At 35.9% G+C, this 19487-nt stretch carries 10 protein-coding genes; all 10 read left to right on the top strand.

All coding sequences use genetic code 11. The annotated features are described in order from the left end of the window. The first annotated feature begins 1 nt into the window (after nt 1). The 10 genes from fabZ (at nt 2) to LI241_RS01270 (ending at nt 19486) form a co-directional block, all read left to right on the top strand. Entirely contained in the window at nt 2-430 is a 429-nt protein-coding gene (fabZ, locus tag LI241_RS01315; RefSeq protein ID WP_008687366.1) for a 3-hydroxyacyl-ACP dehydratase FabZ, read from the top strand. Continuing rightward, the gene (locus LI241_RS01310; protein WP_017144700.1) at nt 420-1100 is read left to right on the top strand and encodes a biotin--[acetyl-CoA-carboxylase] ligase; all 681 of its coding nucleotides are present in this window, start codon (nt 420-422) and stop codon (nt 1098-1100) included. The genes fabZ and LI241_RS01310 overlap by 11 nt, the downstream gene beginning before the upstream one ends. Beyond that, a complete protein-coding gene (gene acpS / locus LI241_RS01305; protein WP_008687370.1) occupies nt 1097-1447 on the top strand; it encodes a holo-ACP synthase in 351 nt (116 codons plus the stop codon). The genes LI241_RS01310 and acpS overlap by 4 nt, the downstream gene beginning before the upstream one ends. Next, entirely contained in the window at nt 1447-2136 is a 690-nt protein-coding gene (locus tag LI241_RS01300) for a 1-acyl-sn-glycerol-3-phosphate acyltransferase (RefSeq protein ID WP_008687372.1), read from the top strand. Before acpS ends, LI241_RS01300 begins: the two co-directional genes overlap by 1 nt. Nucleotides 2137-2459: 323 nt before the next feature. Then, entirely contained in the window at nt 2460-2903 is a 444-nt protein-coding gene (locus tag LI241_RS01295; protein ID WP_227150923.1) for a group II intron maturase-specific domain-containing protein, read from the top strand. Nucleotides 2904-3254: 351 nt separating this feature from the next. Beyond that, complete coding sequence (locus tag LI241_RS01290; protein WP_008687375.1) at nt 3255-4196, top strand: substrate-binding domain-containing protein; 942 nt, start codon at nt 3255-3257, stop codon at nt 4194-4196. Beyond that, on the top strand, nt 4193-5683 hold the full coding sequence (locus LI241_RS01285; protein WP_008687376.1) for a sensor histidine kinase: 1491 nt from the start codon (nt 4193-4195) through the stop codon (nt 5681-5683). Before LI241_RS01290 ends, LI241_RS01285 begins: the two co-directional genes overlap by 4 nt. After that, on the top strand, nt 5655-7169 hold the full coding sequence (locus LI241_RS01280) for a response regulator (protein ID WP_008687377.1): 1515 nt from the start codon (nt 5655-5657) through the stop codon (nt 7167-7169). The genes LI241_RS01285 and LI241_RS01280 overlap by 29 nt, the downstream gene beginning before the upstream one ends. 185 nt (nt 7170-7354) lie before the next feature. Next, on the top strand, nt 7355-14245 hold the full coding sequence (locus LI241_RS01275) for an alpha-N-acetylglucosaminidase TIM-barrel domain-containing protein (RefSeq protein WP_017144699.1): 6891 nt from the start codon (nt 7355-7357) through the stop codon (nt 14243-14245). Between the two features lie 987 nt (nt 14246-15232). Next, on the top strand, nt 15233-19486 hold the full coding sequence (locus tag LI241_RS01270; RefSeq protein WP_008687380.1) for an isopeptide-forming domain-containing fimbrial protein: 4254 nt from the start codon (nt 15233-15235) through the stop codon (nt 19484-19486). The last annotated feature ends 1 nt before the right edge of the window (nt 19487 follow it).

Raw genomic sequence — 19487 nt, 5'->3', positions numbered from 1 at the left:
TATGTTATACAATAGCAACGATATCCAAAAGATCATTCCCCACCGTTATCCTTTTCTACTGGTGGATCGCATTGAGAGCATTGAGGGAAATAAAGTTGTAGGAAGTAAATGCATCAGCGCAAATGAGATGCAATTTCTAGGACACTTTCCCCAGAAGCACATTATGCCCGGGGTACTGATGCTGGAGGCTTTAGCACAAACCGTGGCGGTGATGTTGTTAAGCAAGGAAGAGAATAAAGGAAAAATTGGTTTATTTGCCGGTATCAACAAAGCACGCTTTAAACGTCAGGTTATTCCCGGGGACAAGCTGACCTTGACTTGTGAAGTCACGAAAGAGCGCATGGGAATCGTCTTTGTGAATGCTGTGGCAACCGTTGATGATGAAGTTGCAGTCAGTGGAGAACTGATGTTTGCCCTCGATGAAGCATGATTATCAGTTACAGCGTTTTGATAAGCTGGACAGTACGAATGATTGGCTGAAACGCAACTATGCATCGCAAATGGATGGCAGTGTCATCCTTGCCAAACAGCAGACAAAAGGAAGAGGACGTTTTGAGCGAACATGGGAAAGCAATGAAGATCTGACCTTTTCTATTCTTTATAAACAAGCTTTTCCTTACCCTATCATTTTTCCTTTAGCACTTGTCAAGGCGTTGGAAAGCTTTGGCATGCAAGCAATGATCAAATGGCCTAACGATATCTTACTAAATGGTAAAAAAGTTTGTGGTATCTTAATTGAAACAGTGTATGAAGGCAGTCAAAAAGCCGCCATGATCGTTGGCATTGGTATCAATGTTACACAAAAAAAAGGCGAGCTGGCAGATAAAGCAGGCTATGTTGCTGTAGATAAAGAAGAACTGCTGCAGGCTGTTTTAACCCAGTGTGAAAGATGCAGACAGCTTCCTTTAGAAACCCTTTTGCAAACCTACCAGAACTATCATGTATTAAAAGGTAGAAAAATATGGTTGGATGATGTATTATGGGAGGTAAAGGAAGTAACAAGTGAGGGCGGTTTACGCATCTGCACTGCACAGACTACACGTATTTTGTGCAGTGAAGAAATCTCCTTGTCAAATATCTATAAGGAGCGTAACTTATGATCTTAGGGATTGGTTGTGACATAGTAGAAATCAAACGTATTGAAGTGGCTTTACAAAAGGATCATGTAAAACGTATTTTAACACCCAAAGAACAGGCATGCTGTGAAGATATGCCTTTCTTACGTAAGGCAGAGTGGGTTGCCGGGCGCTTTGCCGCTAAAGAAGCTATCTATAAAGCAATTCACGCAATACATGCCTGCACACTTTGTGATATTGAAATTTTAAGTGATGACGATGGTGCGCCTTATTGTACGATGGAAGAATATGCTATACAAGTTTCCATCGCCCATGAAAAGGCGTATGCGATTGCCTATGCCATCGTGGAGTCTAAGGAGATTGATGATTGATGTTTATATTAGGTTGTTTACGTATGCTATATCTGGTACCTGCATCTTGGTTAGATGCCTTTCTGGTGCGTAAGAAGCCCTTTGAAGAACGCTATGCCCATATGAAAAAGTGGTCAAAACGGATCATCAAAGCATTCCATTGCCGTGTTTGTATTGATGCACAGGGGGCCATACCTCAAGAAGGACCCTTGCTGTTTGTATCAAATCATCAAAGTGCATTCGACATGCTGTTACAGATGTCAATCATTACAACACCTTTTACATTCATATCAAAAAAAGAAAATGAAAAGCTCCCTTATGTGGCAAATTGGGCAAAGACATTGGAATTAATCTATTTTGATCGTGAAGATCGTGCCAGTGCTATCCACATGTTAAGAGAAAGTGCCAGACAATTAAAAAGCGGTCGTAATCTGCTGATCTTTCCGGAAGGCACGCGTGCAAGAGATGGCAAACTGCTAGAGCTACAAGCCGGTTCTTTACAACCAGCCTTCATGGCAAAAGCCACCATTATTCCTATGGTATTGGTAAACTCTTATGACTTTAAGCATGTCTTATTACATGGGGCAACATTTCAGGTTAAGTTTTTAAAAGCAAGAAGCTATGAAGAATATCGCAAGGAAAAAGCAGAAGGACTTTGTACGATATTGCAAGAAGAAATGCAAGAAGCCTTACAGGAGGCTACATGTTAACAAAGCTTATGCAAAACAGAATGATAAACTAGAATAACAAAGTGATGAAGATGGGATAGACCATCTTTTTTGTTGTGTGGCAGGCATGCCACATATCTAGGGTGAAAATCCCTCGGGGCGTAGTTATCGACGAACCCAAGAGCGACTTGCAAGTTTCATATCGTGAGGTATGGGAGAGAGGAAGCAATAGCGAAATCGTGGCTTAACGGACAGGAAGTCTGAACATTAAATTCAGACGGCTGATAATAAGGCGGCATTAGCGGATGAGATGGCATGAAGCATCAAAGTCCAAAAGATAACCGTAACCTAATGGCGTAAATCAGATAAGTAACGAGGAAAGGAAACTAAAACAGCTAACAATCAGAAAGCACGCAATGGCTTTAAAAGAAAGAATAAGACGACTGAACCAAGTAATACGAGGATGGATAAACTATTATTCTATATATAATATGAAAACACATATGACAAAGATAGATGAACATCTTCGTACAAGACTGCGAGCAATCATATGGAAACAGTGGAAAGTACCCAGCAAGCGACAGTGGGGATTACAAAAGCTTGGGATTAGAAAAGATAGAGCAAGACAGACATCGTATATGGGAGACCATTATCAATGGGTAGTAACCAAAACATGTGTGGTAAGAGCAATATCAAAAGAAAAACTAGCCCAAAAAGGACTAGTCAGTTGTTTAGATTACTATATAGAGAGACACGCTTTGAAATTAAAACGAACCGCCGTATACGGAACCGTACGTACGGTGGTGTGAGAGGGTGATTTATTTCACCCTACTCGATTTAATAACTTATAATCAACGTACTAAGATACTTTGCTTGATTTTGTTTAATTACGACGGTTTTAAAAGTCTTAATAAGTAAAGAAAAGGCTAGCTAATGTTGATGGTATGATTATTTTGATAATACGTCAGGATGTTCGTAAAATAGTACTTTATAATACAATCTGATGAAAGTCTAAAACCCTGCTTTTTTTCAGGTTATTTTCTTTCAATGTATAAAAAAACAGTTGGTTTCAAGTTGAAATTAACTGTGTAATAAAGTATAATTCTTTAAATAAGGATACTTTCTATCTGCAGTTTATCATAGAGGAAAGGGAAACGACGATGAAGAAACTACTGCTTTTGTGCATGCTGCTTTGTGTTGGTGGCTGCTCAACTGAAAAACAAAGGGAAGAAAACCGATACTATTTTTTGTTTGCTACCCCATTAAAAGAACATAAAATTTGGCTAGAAGCGGAAAAAGGTTTCCGTGATGCGTGTAATGTCTATCAGCTGCATTGTGATTGGGAAGGACCAACGACAATTGACACGGAAGAGATGAATCAAGTAATAGAAACAGGCATTATGCAAAAAGCGGATGCAATTATTACACAAGGGGTTGTTAGTGATAAGCTCTTGAAGAAAGCAGATAAGAAGCAAATACCGGTGATGTTGGTAGATAGTGATATGCCAAGCTCTAAACGATTTGGTTATATTGGTAAAGATTTCAAAAAACAAGCTACTTTACTGCTAGCTGATGTAGAAAAGCAGTTTGGGAAACAAGCACCATTAAAAATTGCTATTCAAGTAGCTGAAAAAAATTTTAATATCGCGAAGCAGCAAATAGCACAGGTTGAAACGATTTTTGCACAACATGCAGGGGGTTATCGCATTGTATCTATTAGTGAATCAAAATCAGATAATGTCCGGGCAAAAAAAGAATGGGACAGTGTTATGGAAGAACATCAGGATATCAATGTAGCTATTAATTTTGCAGGAGAATCTGCAAGCAGCTGTTATGAAGCTGCTACAAAATATAACATACGGGAACAAATGTTAATATATGGGGTAGATGAAATGGATGAAACCATACAGCTTATTAAAGAGAAAAAAATCAATGGCAGTATTGTTGTGTCTTTTTATGATTATGGCTACCAAAGTGTTGAAATGCTGTATGAAAAAATAAAAAACAAACAACAGAGTGTATCTTCCATACATTATGCAAAGCTTATTTTAGTAACTGCAAATAATGTGGAAACCTATAAAAAGGAGCTTATATCAAAATGAAGACATGGAGCTTAAAGCGCAGAATCAATATAACCGCAGCTGTCATGTTCCTTTTGGTAAGCACGATGATGATTGCCTCCAACATGATCAACTATCATACGATGAAACAGTATGATAAAGCCCTTTCTGCTTATCGTCAGTTAAATAGTTATTATAATCATATAGATGCGGCAACCAGTGATATTAAAGATTATTTATATACAGAACAGAATAAGGCATTGCAAAAATATAAAGAGGAAATGCAAAGAGCTACTACCTATATTCATGGCTTACAAGATGACTTTGTATCCGATGAAAGCTGGCGCTTTGATTTATTAGAAAACATGACAAGGTTTTATGATGAAGAATGTCAAAACACGATTCATGAATATCAAAATGATAAAGGGAATTATACAGCAGTTTATAATGCTTTACTACATTCTCATGATTTAATCGCTAGAACGTCAGATCGCTTTTATAATGTGATTACCAACGAGATGACCTTACAAAAGACCCAGATGGATGCAAATCAACATGTGACTTTTGTAGGAACGATCATTTTACTGCTCATTGTCTTATGCTGGTTGTTCTATTTTGGCTTTTTTATGAGCGTATCTTTTATTAAACCATTATACGTAATTTTGCAAAATATTAACAAGGTAAAAAAAGGTGAATATGATCTAAGTGATATTTCAAGCACAGGGAAGGAAATGGAATCACTTTGCATCGCCTTAAATGAAATGGCTATTTCAGTGCAAAATGAAATTGCAAGTACAAAAGAAAAAGCAGAGCTTCAACATCGCTTATTAGAAACAGAAAATGAAAATTTACGCAAAGATGAACAGTTAGCCCAAAGTGAATTGCGTATGTTACAAAATCAGATTAATCCACATTTTCTGTTTAACACCTTAAATATGATTTACAAACTAGCATTGAGTGAGAATGCGGATAATGCTGCTGAAATGATAGAGCGGACGAGTCGTTTATTACGTTATGGATTAGATAAACAAAATCGGCTGAGTGATTTACAAAGCGAATTAGTGTCGGTTGCCAATTACATGGAAATTCAACAGAAACGCCTTGGTGAACGTGTGCAATTCAAGCTAGAGGTGCAAGAAGGCATACCGAATATTGCAATCCCAGGTATGATTTTACAGCCACTTGTTGAAAATGCTTTAAAGCATGGATTAAAAGATTGTAAAAACGGTGGCGAGATTTTAGTGAGTGCCTCATATACAGATGAAGATATCTTGCTGTCGGTCTCTGATAATGGTACCGGTATGAATCCAGTAGAATTAGAAGAGTTAATTTTAAACGACTATAAGAAATATGATGGTGAAAATCATTTTGGTCTATATAACGTGGTGAGAAGAGTTGAGATGGTTTGTGGAAATAATGCCTCAATTTCAATAAATAGTGATGAAGACTGCGGTTTTGAATTGATAATTCAAATCCATATAAAAGATGAGGAGGAAGCATATGTTTCAGATATTGATAGCGGAAGATGAAGAAATTGAAAGAAACTCACTGGTTTCTATTTTAAAAGACTCGATTCTGGAAATTGGTGAAATATACAGTGCTAAGGATGGACAAGAAGCGATTGATCTATATCAGCGCTATGAACCGGATATCGTTATTTTAGATATTAATATGCCGGTTTACAGTGGTTTAGAATGTGCAAGAATCATCAAAAATATTTCACAGAAAAATGTAAGTTTCATCATCTTAACCTCTTATGATTATTTTTCATATGCGCAAGAGGCAATACGTTTAGGAGTAGAAGACTTCTTATTAAAACCATCAACACCGCAAATGATCATCCATAGTGTAGCAAAGGTGCTGGACCGCTTAAAAAGTGAAAAAAGCCGCTATTATGAAACGAGTGAGCTATTGAAAAAGGTGGATAATATGCGTTCATCTTTAGAAAATGAATGTGTGCAGCAGATTTTATCTAACCAAAGTGAGCTAGTTATCCAGAAAACTTTGAATTTATTGCATATGTCAGTAAAAAACGGTTTATGTATCGTGATTGATGGTATTCGTCTAGCAAAAAGCAAGCAGGAAACCTTAACCAATCAGATTGGTGATTTAGGTTTGTTTTGTCTGCTGGGATATCGTAATGCACAATTGATTTTATTTTTGCTGTCCTATCAAAATATTACAGAAGAAAATTTAAAGCAGATTGCTGATTTGATGGAAAAATATCAGTTTTTCGATTATCCGATTGGCCTTGGTACATTGAAAGATCATCTTGAAGGCCTATATCATTCCTATTGTCATGCACTTCAACAATTAACACATATGAAAAAGAGCGAGTTTACACTTCGTAATAAGGAAATGGTACAGCGTGAGCTTCAGGCAGATAGTACGCAGTGGATCAAAAAAATGTTGCCGGCAATCGAGCAGCACGATGATGAAAAAATTAAATCCATACTACATGATTATGCTTCTTATCTTCATAGTTTTCCAGCTAGGCAGATCAACGAACAGGTTGCTGAATTTATCGTTGGTGTTTTAGAAGCTGAACAAAAACTACATGATATTTATATCGATAAGAAAGATGTTGAAATACGTAAAATAAATGATACAGATAAATATTATAATTTAGAAATTAATCTTGTCTATGCGATAGCAATGATTCGCAATTGTGTGAAAAACTTGCTTTATCAAAATAACAGCTATTTAGTACGACAGGCTTTAGAATACATAGAAAATAACTATAATAAAGCAATTAGCCTTAATGATGTGGCTACCCAATTAAAGGTAACACCATTTTATATCAGCAAACTATTAAATAAACAGGTGGGGAAAACCTTTACAGATATTGTGAATGAATTTCGGATTGCGAAAGCAAAGCAGTTGCTGAAAGATGGGGCTATGGCAAAAGAAGTGGCAGCACAGATAGGATTTCAAAGCTCCAGTTACTTTGCGAAAACTTTTAAGAAAAATGTCGGTATCACACCGATTGAATATCGAGATATGTTCATTGAATGATGTAAATTACTGCTTATTTATTTATAGAGATAAGAACTTTTAGTTGGCCCTTTTGTGCCAACTATTTTTTTGTATCTTTATATGACTTTTCTTAAAGGAGTAGCAATATTTTATTATCTTTAGCAATATTTTACAATCTATGCAAGATTATAATAAAAACAGTGAAAGGTAAAGAGGAGGAAACTATGAAAAAGGTATTCAAATTGTTTTTGGCTGCCTGCATGACGGCAGGAGTTTTTACAAATCTTCCTGTTAAAATTGCAGCAGCATCTAAGATAGCGATTGATGCAAATTCTGTAACTGCTATGGGACAGGCATCCGCTCATCCAGTTTCTAACATCGTTGATGGATCTAAGAGCACCAGTTGGAAATCAATGTCCGCGAATGGAGAAGGCAGCACGATGGAAGAGCAGTGGAAAAGCAGAATGCGTGATCACTATCGCTATATTGATATTAAGCTTGATGGAACATATGATCTCTCACAAATTAAGATTTTTACCAATGTAGATGATTCTTACAGTAACTATTACGTATATGCTTCTGTAGATGGAACGAACTTTGATAAGATTATTTCTAAGACAGACAGCAATGTGGCAACGGCACAGGGAGATACGCATAATGTAAACAAGCGTGCATCCTATTTACGTTTAAATATGGCATATAACTCAAAAGGCTACCAAACAAATCTGGCAGAGATTGAGGTATATGGAACAAAGGTAAATGACACCGTGCAAAAGCCAGCGGCTATCAAAACAAGTAATTGGGAAGGCAGCAGTTGGCAAAAAGAATGGGATAAATTTGAAAGTGATGAAACTTATGCAAATCAAAAGGTGTTAAATGAAGCAAGTGCTTTAGTAGGCCGTGTAATAGGTTCTAAATGGCAATCTTCTTTCAAATTTGAATTACGTTCTAAGATGAATGGCAGAGATGTCTTTGAAATTGAAGATGGTGGTAACAATACCATTATTGTACGTGGAAATAACGGTATTTCATTAGCTAGTGGCTTCAATTATTATCTAAAGAACTATGCTATGGTGGATTATAATCCATTATTTGACAGCAATACGGAAATGAAGAAGGGGATTGTTCCTGTCGGAAAGAAAATCGTAAAGGATACACAGTATGAATATCGTTACGCTTTGAACTTCTGTACATATTCCTATACCATGTCTTTCTGGAATTGGGATCAGTATGAAGAATTTATTGACTGGGCTGCTATGAACGGTGTAAATTTGATGCTGGACATCGTGGGGCAGGAAGAAGTACTTCGTCAAACTTTGAATAAATGGGGCTATAGTGATGAAGAAGTAAAAGAATATATATGTGGTCCTGCATATTTTGCTTGGTTCTACATGCAAAACTTATATAGCTATGGTGGACCATTACCTGATAATTGGTTTGAGCAACGTACAGAATTAGCTAGAAAAATGCATGATCGTATGCAAACTTATGGCATTTCTCCTGTTGTTCAGGGATTCTCTGGACAGGTTCCAGATAATTTCGATAAAAAACAACCAACTGCTTTAATTACGGAAATGAAAGATTGGGTAGGCTATACACGTCCTTCTATCATTCAGCCATATATTACAGAAAATGATGCAGCTAAGGGTAAAGAAAATTTATATCCACAAGTAGCGAAAGATTTCTATGATGCACAGAAAAATGTATTTGGAAATGTAACAAATTATTATGCAACCGATCCTTTCCATGAAGGCGGAAATCCATCCGGCTTGGATTTTGCAGAAACCTTTAAACAAGTGCAAACTGAGATGTTAAAAGCAAACGAAAAAGCTGTATGGGTCATGCAGCAATGGCAAGGCAATCTAGATGCGACAAAACTAAGCGGTCTTCTGAAGCCTTCTCAGGCATTGGCACTGGATTTGCAGACCGACTTAAACCCACAGAATGGGGTAATGGAAAACAGTGAAACACCTTGGTTATGGTGTATGCTGCATAACTTCGGCGGTCGTATGGGAATGGATGGAAATCTTCCAAATGTTGCTAAAAATCCTGCTATCGCTATGAATGAATCAAAATACATGAAAGGTATCGGCATCACGCCGGAAGCTTTAGAAAATAGTCCGGTTGCTTATGAGTTATTATTTGATATGACTTGGACAAAAGATCCAATTGATGAAGATGCATGGATTGCTAAATATGCACAACGTCGTGCAGGTGGAACAAGTGAAAAGCTGCAAGAAGCTTGGAAGATTCTAAATGAAACTGCTTATGGAGCAAAACAAGAGTCTTATCAAGGGGCTGCAGAAACGATTATCAATGCAACTCCAAGAGATAGCTTCCGTTCTGCATCTACATGGGGACATAGCAATATTACTTATGATAAGAAAGAATTTGAAAAAGCTCTGCAATTGCTGATTGATAACTATGATGACTTTAAAGCCTCTCCAGCTTATCGCTATGATTTAGCAGATGTAGCGGATCAGGTATTATGTAATGTAGCAATTGAATATCACTCTTTAATGGTAAAGGCAAAAAATGAATCCAATGCAGATGATTTCCGTAAATACTCAAAGAAATTCCTAGAAATAATTGATCTTTCTGATGAAATATTAGGTTCTAGCGAAGAATTTATGGTAGGAAACTGGATCAATGATGCTCGAAATATGATGAGTGATGGGGATGATTGGACAAAGGATCTGTTTGAATTTAATGCACGTGCAATGGTCACAACATGGTCTGGCGAACGCAGCTCCTTAAATAATCTGAATGATTACTCCAACCGTAAATGGAATGGTTTAACAAAAGATTTCTATGGTAAACGTTGGAAAATCTGGATCGAAAATCGTCAAGCGGAATTAGATGGTAAAGATAAGGATCCTGAAAATAAGGCAATTGAGGATGCAGGTTGGTTCTTATATGGCTGGCATTGGGCGAATTTGAAATCTGATGATGGCTATAGTTATGCGGATAAGGCAGATTATAGTAAACTGAAAACAAATGCTCAAAAGGTAGCTGATAACTATACAGTAGCAAAACTAGAAGAAGAGGGTACAACAACAGAGGATAAGGTAAATATCGCACTTGGTAAGGTATTTACATCAAATTCGACAGCTGTGTCCGGTGAATTAAAAGATATTACAGATGGCAACTATGGTAGTGAATGGGTAGCAAAAGGTGATGGTCCACATGTACTGACATTAGATTTACAAGGTACTTACGATATCACGGATATGGATCTTGGTATGAAGCAGGCCGCTGGTAACTATCCTAACGATTATAAGATTGAATTCTTAAATGCAGAAACAAATGAGTGGGAAACCATAGCAGAAGCTACAAATGAAAATCTTGGTTCCAATACAAATTTCAAAGTTGAAAAAGTAGCTACGCAAATGCGTTTCACCATTACCACAAAAGATTCTTTAAAACCAGTAACACTTGCAGAAATTAGCATTTACGGTACACAGAAGGATTTACAGACATATTACAATATTGCGAAAGGTAAACCGGCAACATCAACAATTGCCACTGCAGAAGATGCTTCCTTGGAATATGTAACTGATGAGAATACGGAAAATCTGTGGAAAACGGGATGGTCTGGTTCAGAAAGTGACATGTATCCTTGTACATTAAGTGTTGATTTAGAAGGCATTGGCTCTGCTGAATTCATTGAGCTTTATTTAGAAAAAGCAGGATTGCCTTATAAATTTACGGTAAGTGTCATTCTAGAAGATGATAGTGAAGAAGTTGTATTAGATATGAGTGACAATGCGGAAGCATTAACCACGCGTTATTTTAAGATTCCGGTAAATAAGAAAATCAAAAAAGTCAATGTAAATTATCTTGGCCGTAATGGCAAAGGTGAATTCTCCGCAGCTTCTCCGGCATTATCAGAACTTAAGGTTCTTTCAACAAAGGATGAAGTAACCGGTGGAAAAGTTAATTTAGCTTTAAATAAGACAGCTTATGCAGATACAACACAATATGGTCGTAATGTACAAAATATGATTGATGGAAACCTTGATACTTTATGGGTATTTGATGGGGATGTATATGGACCAATCTGGGATGGAACAGGAACTTTAGATAAAGATCCTATCAAAGCAGGTGTTGATTTAGGTAAATCTTATATGGTAGATGATATTAATCTAGCATTTGAAAAAGGCGAAGAAAAATGGTATTTCTTCAATGTCTATGTGTATCCAGAAGGCAGTGATACAAGAGAAAAAGTACTGTCTGTAACAACAGATGACGTAAACGATAGTACTCCAGACAAACATCCATATAACATCAAAGTGAATAAGCGTATTCATAAAGTTGAAGTTGAATTTATGGGTAAAGTTGCCAATAAGAACGGATGGTTCGATATTGCTGAATTAGAAGTCATGGGCTATGAGGAAGAAAGCAGTAATGAAGTTATCTTTGGTGATGGAAAAATTGAAAATGTAACAAATTCTTATGCAAATACGGTAGATGGTGATAAAGATACCTTCAACAAAGTAACAAAAGATGAAGATATTGTTTATAATCTTGGTAATCTGTATTATGTAGATAAAGCACAATTTACTTTTGAAAAGGCTGGCCTTGGTCTGAAATATGTTGTATATACGGAAGATAATGACGGCAACCGTACGTTGGTATTAGATAAGTCTTCTACTACCGAATTACTTGAAAATCGTACAATTGAGGTTCCAATACACAGAAGTGCAACAAAAATTATCTTTAAGCATCTTGGTAACAATGGTAAGGGTGATGCATACTTAGCAGAAGAACGTCTGTATGAGGCAGAGTTCTTTATGGGAACTCCAGAAAATGTAGCGCTAAAAGCAAAAGTAACTCCTGATGCTGCAAAGGTTATTGCGGATGCTAAAACAGATACACTTTATACTGCGGCAAAAGATGAGGTCATTACAATTGCTTTAGATAAGCCGGCAGATGTAAACATCTTCCAGTTATTAACAGCAAGTAGTACAAAAGCATTAAATGCACCAAAAGTATTAATAGAGGCACATAACCCTACGACAGATAAATGGACAACTGTTTATGATGGAAGTGACAATGATGATGCAAATCCGGCATTGATGATTTCGCTGAAAGAAACAGCATTTATGGATAAAGTGCGCTTAACCGTACTAAGTGATAGTTTAGACATCCAAGAATTTAGAGCATATAAAGTGGATACAAGTGTTCCTTTGATGGCATATATTGCAGAAGTTAAGGATGTATTAGACTCTAAGTCTTATGATAATACGAATGGTAGCTATAAAGAAGAAGCAAAACAGGCTGTGTTAGATGTTATTGCGAAAGCAGAAGCCGCAAAAGAGGAAGGTTTAAATTCCGCTGGTGTAGATGAGTGGATCAATAAAATCAAAGCTGCTATGAATAAATTCTATAAAGATGGTGTCGTATATATCGTACGTGATGCATTGTTAACAGAAATTTCTAATGCTGAGATCGTGTTGAAAAAAGTTGAAGATACCTCAGTTACAGCAGATCTAAAAGCATTATATGATAAAGCGATGGCAGTATATGAAAAATACAAGTCCACACAAATGGAAATTGATGAAGCTGCAGCAGCGCTTAAGAAAGAAACTGAAAAAGTAATTGCTTCTTTAGAAGCCGATGAACAGTACAATATTTACTTAGCATTAGCAAAAGATGCTTATAAGAATGCTGAAGTTGGCGAAGCTCATGGACAAATTCCTGAAAAAGCAAAGACTGCTTTAAAAACGGCGATTGATAAAGCAGAAGCAGATTATGCAAATGCCAATAAAAATGTAGATGTAATCAAAGGAATTGCAGCTGATTTAAAGAAAGCTGTGGAAGTCTTTGAGGCAAGTCGTGTACAAGTAGATAAAGCAGCATTATTGAATATCATACAGCAGTGTGCAGATCTTGTTAAAGATGAATATGATAGCACAACATGGAAAGCATTACAAACAAAATTAAAAGATGCAAAATCTGTATATGATACAGAGAAAGTTACACAAAAACAAGTAAATGAAAAAGTAGACGCATTGAAAAATGCAATAAAAGGCTTGAAAAAATTGGATCGCTCTGGATTACGTGCTACACTGGATAAAGTGAGTGCTCTAGAAGCAAGTAAGTATACCGAGGATAGCTGGAAAGCTTTAGCATCTGAAAATAAAAAAGCTATTGCAACATTCAATAAAGAAGAAGTAACGCAAGCAGAATTAGATGAAGCAAATAGTCGTTTATTGGCTGCTATTGATCAGTTAGAAGTTAAAAAGGATGATGTAAATGATAATCCTACAAAACAGACGCTAACCTCAAATAATGTAAGTGTTACAGGACTCTTTAAACCAAATACCAAGCTACATGCTGATTTATTTACAGCAAGTCAGTTAAAAGCATTGCTGAATAACATAAAAGATACTACATTTAAAAAGCAATACAGTGTTGTTCAAGCATATGATCTATATTTAAAAATTGATGATAAACATCTTTCTTTAGGTAAAGGTAATGCAGCTTCTATTAGTGTACCAAAAGGAAATGAAAAAGATGAATTAAGTATTGTCGCAATAGATAAAAATGGCAATGTCACAGTATTGTCAACGGAAAAGAAGAATGGTAAATTGAGCTTTAATACAACAGAAGCATCTTATTATGCGATTGTAAAAAAGATTGAAGCAGAAAATGATAAGCCAAATGGTGACGTAACAGATGACAAGCCAAATCACGGTGATGATACTGATAAACCAAACGATGACAATAACAAACCAAATGGCGGTGAAAATACGGATAAGCCAAATGGTGATGTAACAGATGACAAGCCAAATCATGGTGATGATACTGATAAACCAAACGATGATAATAACAAACCAAATGGCGGTGAAAATACGGATAAGCCAAATGCCGGTGGAACTGACAACAAGCCAAACAATGGTGGAGAAACAACAGATGGTCCGTCAAGTAATCCATCTGTAAATGATGGAAATCATACGACAGATAATAAACCTACCAGCAACATTGCCAATGATGACGATGTTAAGACTGGAGATTCAACAAACACGACTGCTCTATTATTACTACTGATTATTTCAGGTGGAGCTATTCTGTTAATTGTTAATCGAAAGAAAAGAAATAAGCAAGCATAAGATATAAAAATCTGTATTGCATATCTCAACATGAGTTTCATTAAAAAATCCCTCGGAAATAAACGTCTGTTTATGGATGGGGGATTTTCACAATATAGGCCTATTAGAATTGGTAATCTGAAATAGTATGGGGTATAAAAACACGGGGTATAAAAAACCGTGGTGGAAAAAGTTCCCCATAAATTGTAATGAATGAAGAAGTGCTAAAAATCTAGAAGTAAGAAGAGCACTTCTTTTTACATTACATTTTGAAATAAATATCATCATTAAGAGAATACATCACTTTAGCTCTGAATCGATTCCAATTGTTGATTTAACTTGATTTTATGAGCTAAATTTATTATTATCATATTGTTCTTATGAACGGATAGAAAGCAAACTTTGGTCGGGGAGATTTCTATCTTTTTTTATCCTTTTACGAAGATATGTTATAAATGATAAAAACATAAAACCCCATAAAATGTATAGAAAAAAACTGAAGCACCACATGTTTTTGCGATGGATTTCAGTTCCCCATGTTTTTTTAGATATTCCATAAGAGAATGACGTTTTTTTTTCGGTAATTTACTATGCATGGTTATAAAAAAATAATAGTTATCCTTTTGTAAAGAAGGTAAGCTTAAGATGCATCACTAGAAAAAGGGAAATAATCTTTCATCACCAACTAAATTCTGAAAGGGTTTCTTTTCTTTTTTTATGCTAAGTGATATATTTGTTATTTATTATTCAATTTTTCCGTTATTTATAGTAACTCTTTCAAAAAGCTAAACATCATTAAGAAAAAGGCTGTTGCATTTGGTATGGTTGCATCGTCATTCGCCTTGTAATTTCTGGAAAAACATTTTATAATCCATATGTGAAAACCTTTACAATACGACGAAACGTTCCCTTTTTTAAACAATTCCTATGTTGAAAACGGGTGTTTGCACAAAACCAAATGGAAAGAAAGATATAAAATGCATAAAAGGATGGAAAGGAGATCGGTGCATGAAAAAATTTATCCAAAGAGGGATGACGATATGTGTCTTGTTTACTTTAGTTTTAATGCTGCTTCCACATGAAATGTTTGCTATACAACCAAGCGCGGATACATCTTCAATAGCAAGCTTTGAAATGAAATGGACGAGCGCTGCTGTAGATGGTTGCATTGAATATGATGCAAATGATGTAAGTAAAGTTACACTAACACCTGCTGAAAATAAAGCAAAAGCTGCAGGTACATCCATTACCGCACAGGTAAAAACAGAATTCACGCAAGCAAACATTCGTCCAGGTGAAATTGAGATAATATTACCGAAAGCGATTTTCATTGATAGGTCAGGACAGCAGACAGGTAATTTTTCTATTGGTTTACCTGATAATGGAGATCAAAATAGTTTTTATTATAAGATATCTGATGATGGCAATAGTCTTATAGTGACAAATTCGCAAGAAATTACACAGGCGCATACACTGATCTTTGATATAACGTATTATACTTATAATGAAGCTGTAAATCAAAAACCAAGTGCTATTTCATCAGGTTCTATTGGTAAGGTACAGGCGGAACTATATAGGAATGGTACATTATTACATAAAGCGGATGAATTGCAGGTTACCCAGATCACAAAATCAGATTTGATATCCTTAACAAAGAAGAAATATAAAAAATATGAGACTTGGCAAAAAGAGTGGGGAGCAAAACCAGCGGATGCAGAAGATTATTTTTTTGTGAATTGGTTAATCAAAGGACAATTTGATGCAAGTATGACTAGACCATACCAACTACTTTTAAAAGATGTAGTTGATAACAATGGTACTATTTTAGGCTGGTATGACCCTTATTTTTCCAAAATTGAACCTGGTGATACATTTGGAAACAACGTATTTCATATAGGGGAAGAGGACTTTATGATCCAAGGGGATGAAGCACAACTAGAAACACCATATTTTATCACCCATGTATTAGTGAAATATCCAAGGAAAGATGCAATCAAAAATTCGCTATATAAAAATAAGGTGTTTGCAAAAGTTATTGATTTATATCCTAATGAAATGCCTACGCTCGATCAGGAAAAAAGTGCTGATGCAAGTTACAGTTATGTAGATTTTAACTTTAAATACCCTGAAGGGAACAGTTGGATTAATAAGGGATTTCATAATTATATATGTTGGGGCGGCAACGCACCGGGTTTCTTCAATTTAATGGAACAAGCTCATATAAATGATGAATTACCTGAATTACAGGGGCATTGGGCGAATGAAATGACAACGGATGGAGGTATTTATACCAAAGGCGATGGATTGCCTGACAATGTTTTGGATAGTTATGGGAAAAAGAGCTATAAAACCGAATTAGTAGATGATTTTGTTACATTAGAGGATGAGCGACTGCAAGAGAACGATTATGTATTTAGCGCTGTGCATGTGGTTATCAATGAGTTTGATATGACGGCGAATGAGGATATAGGAGGCTATCTATTTAATGAAAATACGGAATATGGGAATTGGGAACCTGCTGATCTATATGGTAGAAAAAGCTTTGATGGTGAATGGATAAAATTAGGAAAGTTTATATGTGTTGGCAATAAAATATTTAATTTTATAGATAACGATGGTAAAGTATTTGAAAACATTGATAGAAATAATACAGTAAAATTGCCAGCAGGGATTATTGCATTGAAATTAGAACACGAATCAAAATATTTTAAAAACAAATTGAATTTAGATATTCGCATTCAATTAAGAAAAACCGCCCATGTTGCTAGTCTGATTGAGGGAAAAGATTCGATTATGCTCTATAACATAAATTCGGGCAGAATATTTGATAGTAATGGGAAATGGGTAAACCAGAAAAATACCCTTACCATTGAAGGCTCTGAAAAAATAAAAGAACAGATGATAGAAAGAGATAAAGCAGAATATTGTATGGAAGGTGCGTTAGGAAATCATAGCAAAGCTTGGGTTCTTTTAGAAGGTTATCCAACAACCAGCAATATGCAGAAAGAAATAGTTAAAACGACAAATGATACAAAAAATCAACAATACGATATTGAGTATCAGAGCTATGCATATGAGGCAGCATATTCAAATTATGCCGATCCCTTTGATGAAGCATCAGATAATGGAACGCTCAAAGAACAAAAGTCAGGAACGTTTTATGATTTATTACCAAAAGGAATGTATGTAGATGTAGGAAAGATTAAAGTGACTACTGTATATCGACAGGGTGGTACTACTTTTTTACCAGATAAACCATGTGATTTTACGGTACAAATAAAAGAAAATTGGAAGAACTCCGGAAGAACCATGATGATCATTCAGGTAAGTATGAAACCAGGTGAAAAAAATAGTATAAAATATACAAATATTCAACCTAATGGCTGGGAATGGGAAAGTGGTTTTCTGTTACAATATCATGGGTATTATCCTTGGGAATCTTGTTTTGATTTTGGAAGAAATATAAGCAATAGTATTGCCTACAAATCTGGTAATGAAAGTATAACAAATGGCTATCCGGATATGCCGGATGCATCATTTTCTGATCAAAAATGGTTCATTGATATCGACGAAGATGGAAAAGCGGGGGAAAGTGCTCAGAAAGATACTTTGTATGCTTCTGTTTCGACGAGTCTTACAGGGGATACATTTTCAAAATTAGGGTTCTTTAAGTCTGTGAAAAACCAACAGGAATTGAAATATGCAGCTTCCACAGAAGTATTAACGGGCGATAGCTATAGTTATCGTTTACAGTATTCTTCACAAGATACAGCGAAAGCTAATAATTTAGTTTTATTTGATGTTTTGGAAAATAATGCTGGAGAAAGAGAACATTGGAAAGGAACTTTACAAAGTGTTGATGTGTCATCGGCGCTTCGTAAAGGTGTGGATGCTAAGGTTTTATATTCCATGAAAAAAGATATCATATTATCTCATGATGATGCCGGTTTAAAAGGGGATGCCAATATTGAAGATGAGACAATATGGAGTGCAGAAAAACCAGCGGATATGTCAAAAGTTACAGCAGTTGCTATTGATATGCGTAATACCGTAGAAGGAACGCCGTTTGTATTAGAATCACAGCAACAAGTCTCTGCGATTCTTCATATGAAGGCACCAATTGATATAATAAAGCAAGATATGGAAAAGAAGATATTGGCATACAATACCTCATGGGTAAATGCAAACACACAGGTTTCCAATGTTGAGTGGCAAGATTCTTTATTAGAAACAACGGAAACAACGGTGGCTATACGTGAACCTGAAATGGAAATCCATAAAACATCAACACCTGCCTCCGGAACTCAGGATCATCCGGCAAAGGTGAAAAAGCATGATGAAATCAACTATGATATCAGTGTAAAAAATGGGGAAACATCTTTCTTATTGAATGCTATTAAGGTGGAGGATATCCTGCCTTCAGGATTGGATATCCAATTGGATGCTATTGCGTGGTATTTGGGTAATGATTCCACAAAACAGCAACTTGTGAAAGATTCGCAATTTGTAGAGGTGATGCAAGATGCTAAAAACAAACAGAAGCTGATCTTTACAATTGAAGCGCTGCAGGCTGAGCAAGAGCTCCATTTTGTCATTCCTACCAAAGTAACTGATAATGGCGATGATACTCTATTTGTAAATACGGCGAAAATCATCGAGGTTCATCAGCATTCTTTTGAAAAAGAAAGCGAAACAACGTATCACGAATTGGATATTACAACAGCCGATTTCTTGTTTTATAAAATAGATGAAGAGGGAAATAAGTTGGCAAATGCGAAGTTTGCTGCATATGAGCTGAATTGTAAGAGTGATGCGCATGATCATGCAAAAGATATAGTAAAGCTTGATCAAGATGGCAACGTAGTATCGAATGATCCATGTTGGAAAAAACGTTCAATCGCTATATCGCAGGAAAGTGATGGCAGTGTCAAGTTAACCGGTTTAAATATAGAAAAACAGTATCGTCTTGTAGAATATATGGCACCAATCGGTTATGTACTACCAGCAGGGCAATGGATGTTGGCATACGATACACAACAAAAGGCTTTTCAAATTACAGGTAGTTTGGATAATCCTCCTGCTTTTGAAAGAAAAGAAGATGAATCTTTTGAACTCATGAATTATCGATTAAAAGAAATACCGATCACAGGAAGTATCGGCTATGATGAACACCTTTATCTGCTTGGATTAGGATGTATTTTCTATGGTAGTCTGCTGTTTTGGAGAAAAAAGAAAAAATTAAAGGAACGTGGAGGAGAATGAA

Source organism: Longicatena sp. 210702-DFI.1.196 (assembly GCF_020563125.1).
Lineage (GTDB): Bacteria > Bacillota_I > Bacilli_A > Erysipelotrichales > Erysipelotrichaceae > Longicatena > Longicatena caecimuris.
This window is presented reverse-complemented; position numbering and strand designations above follow the sequence as displayed.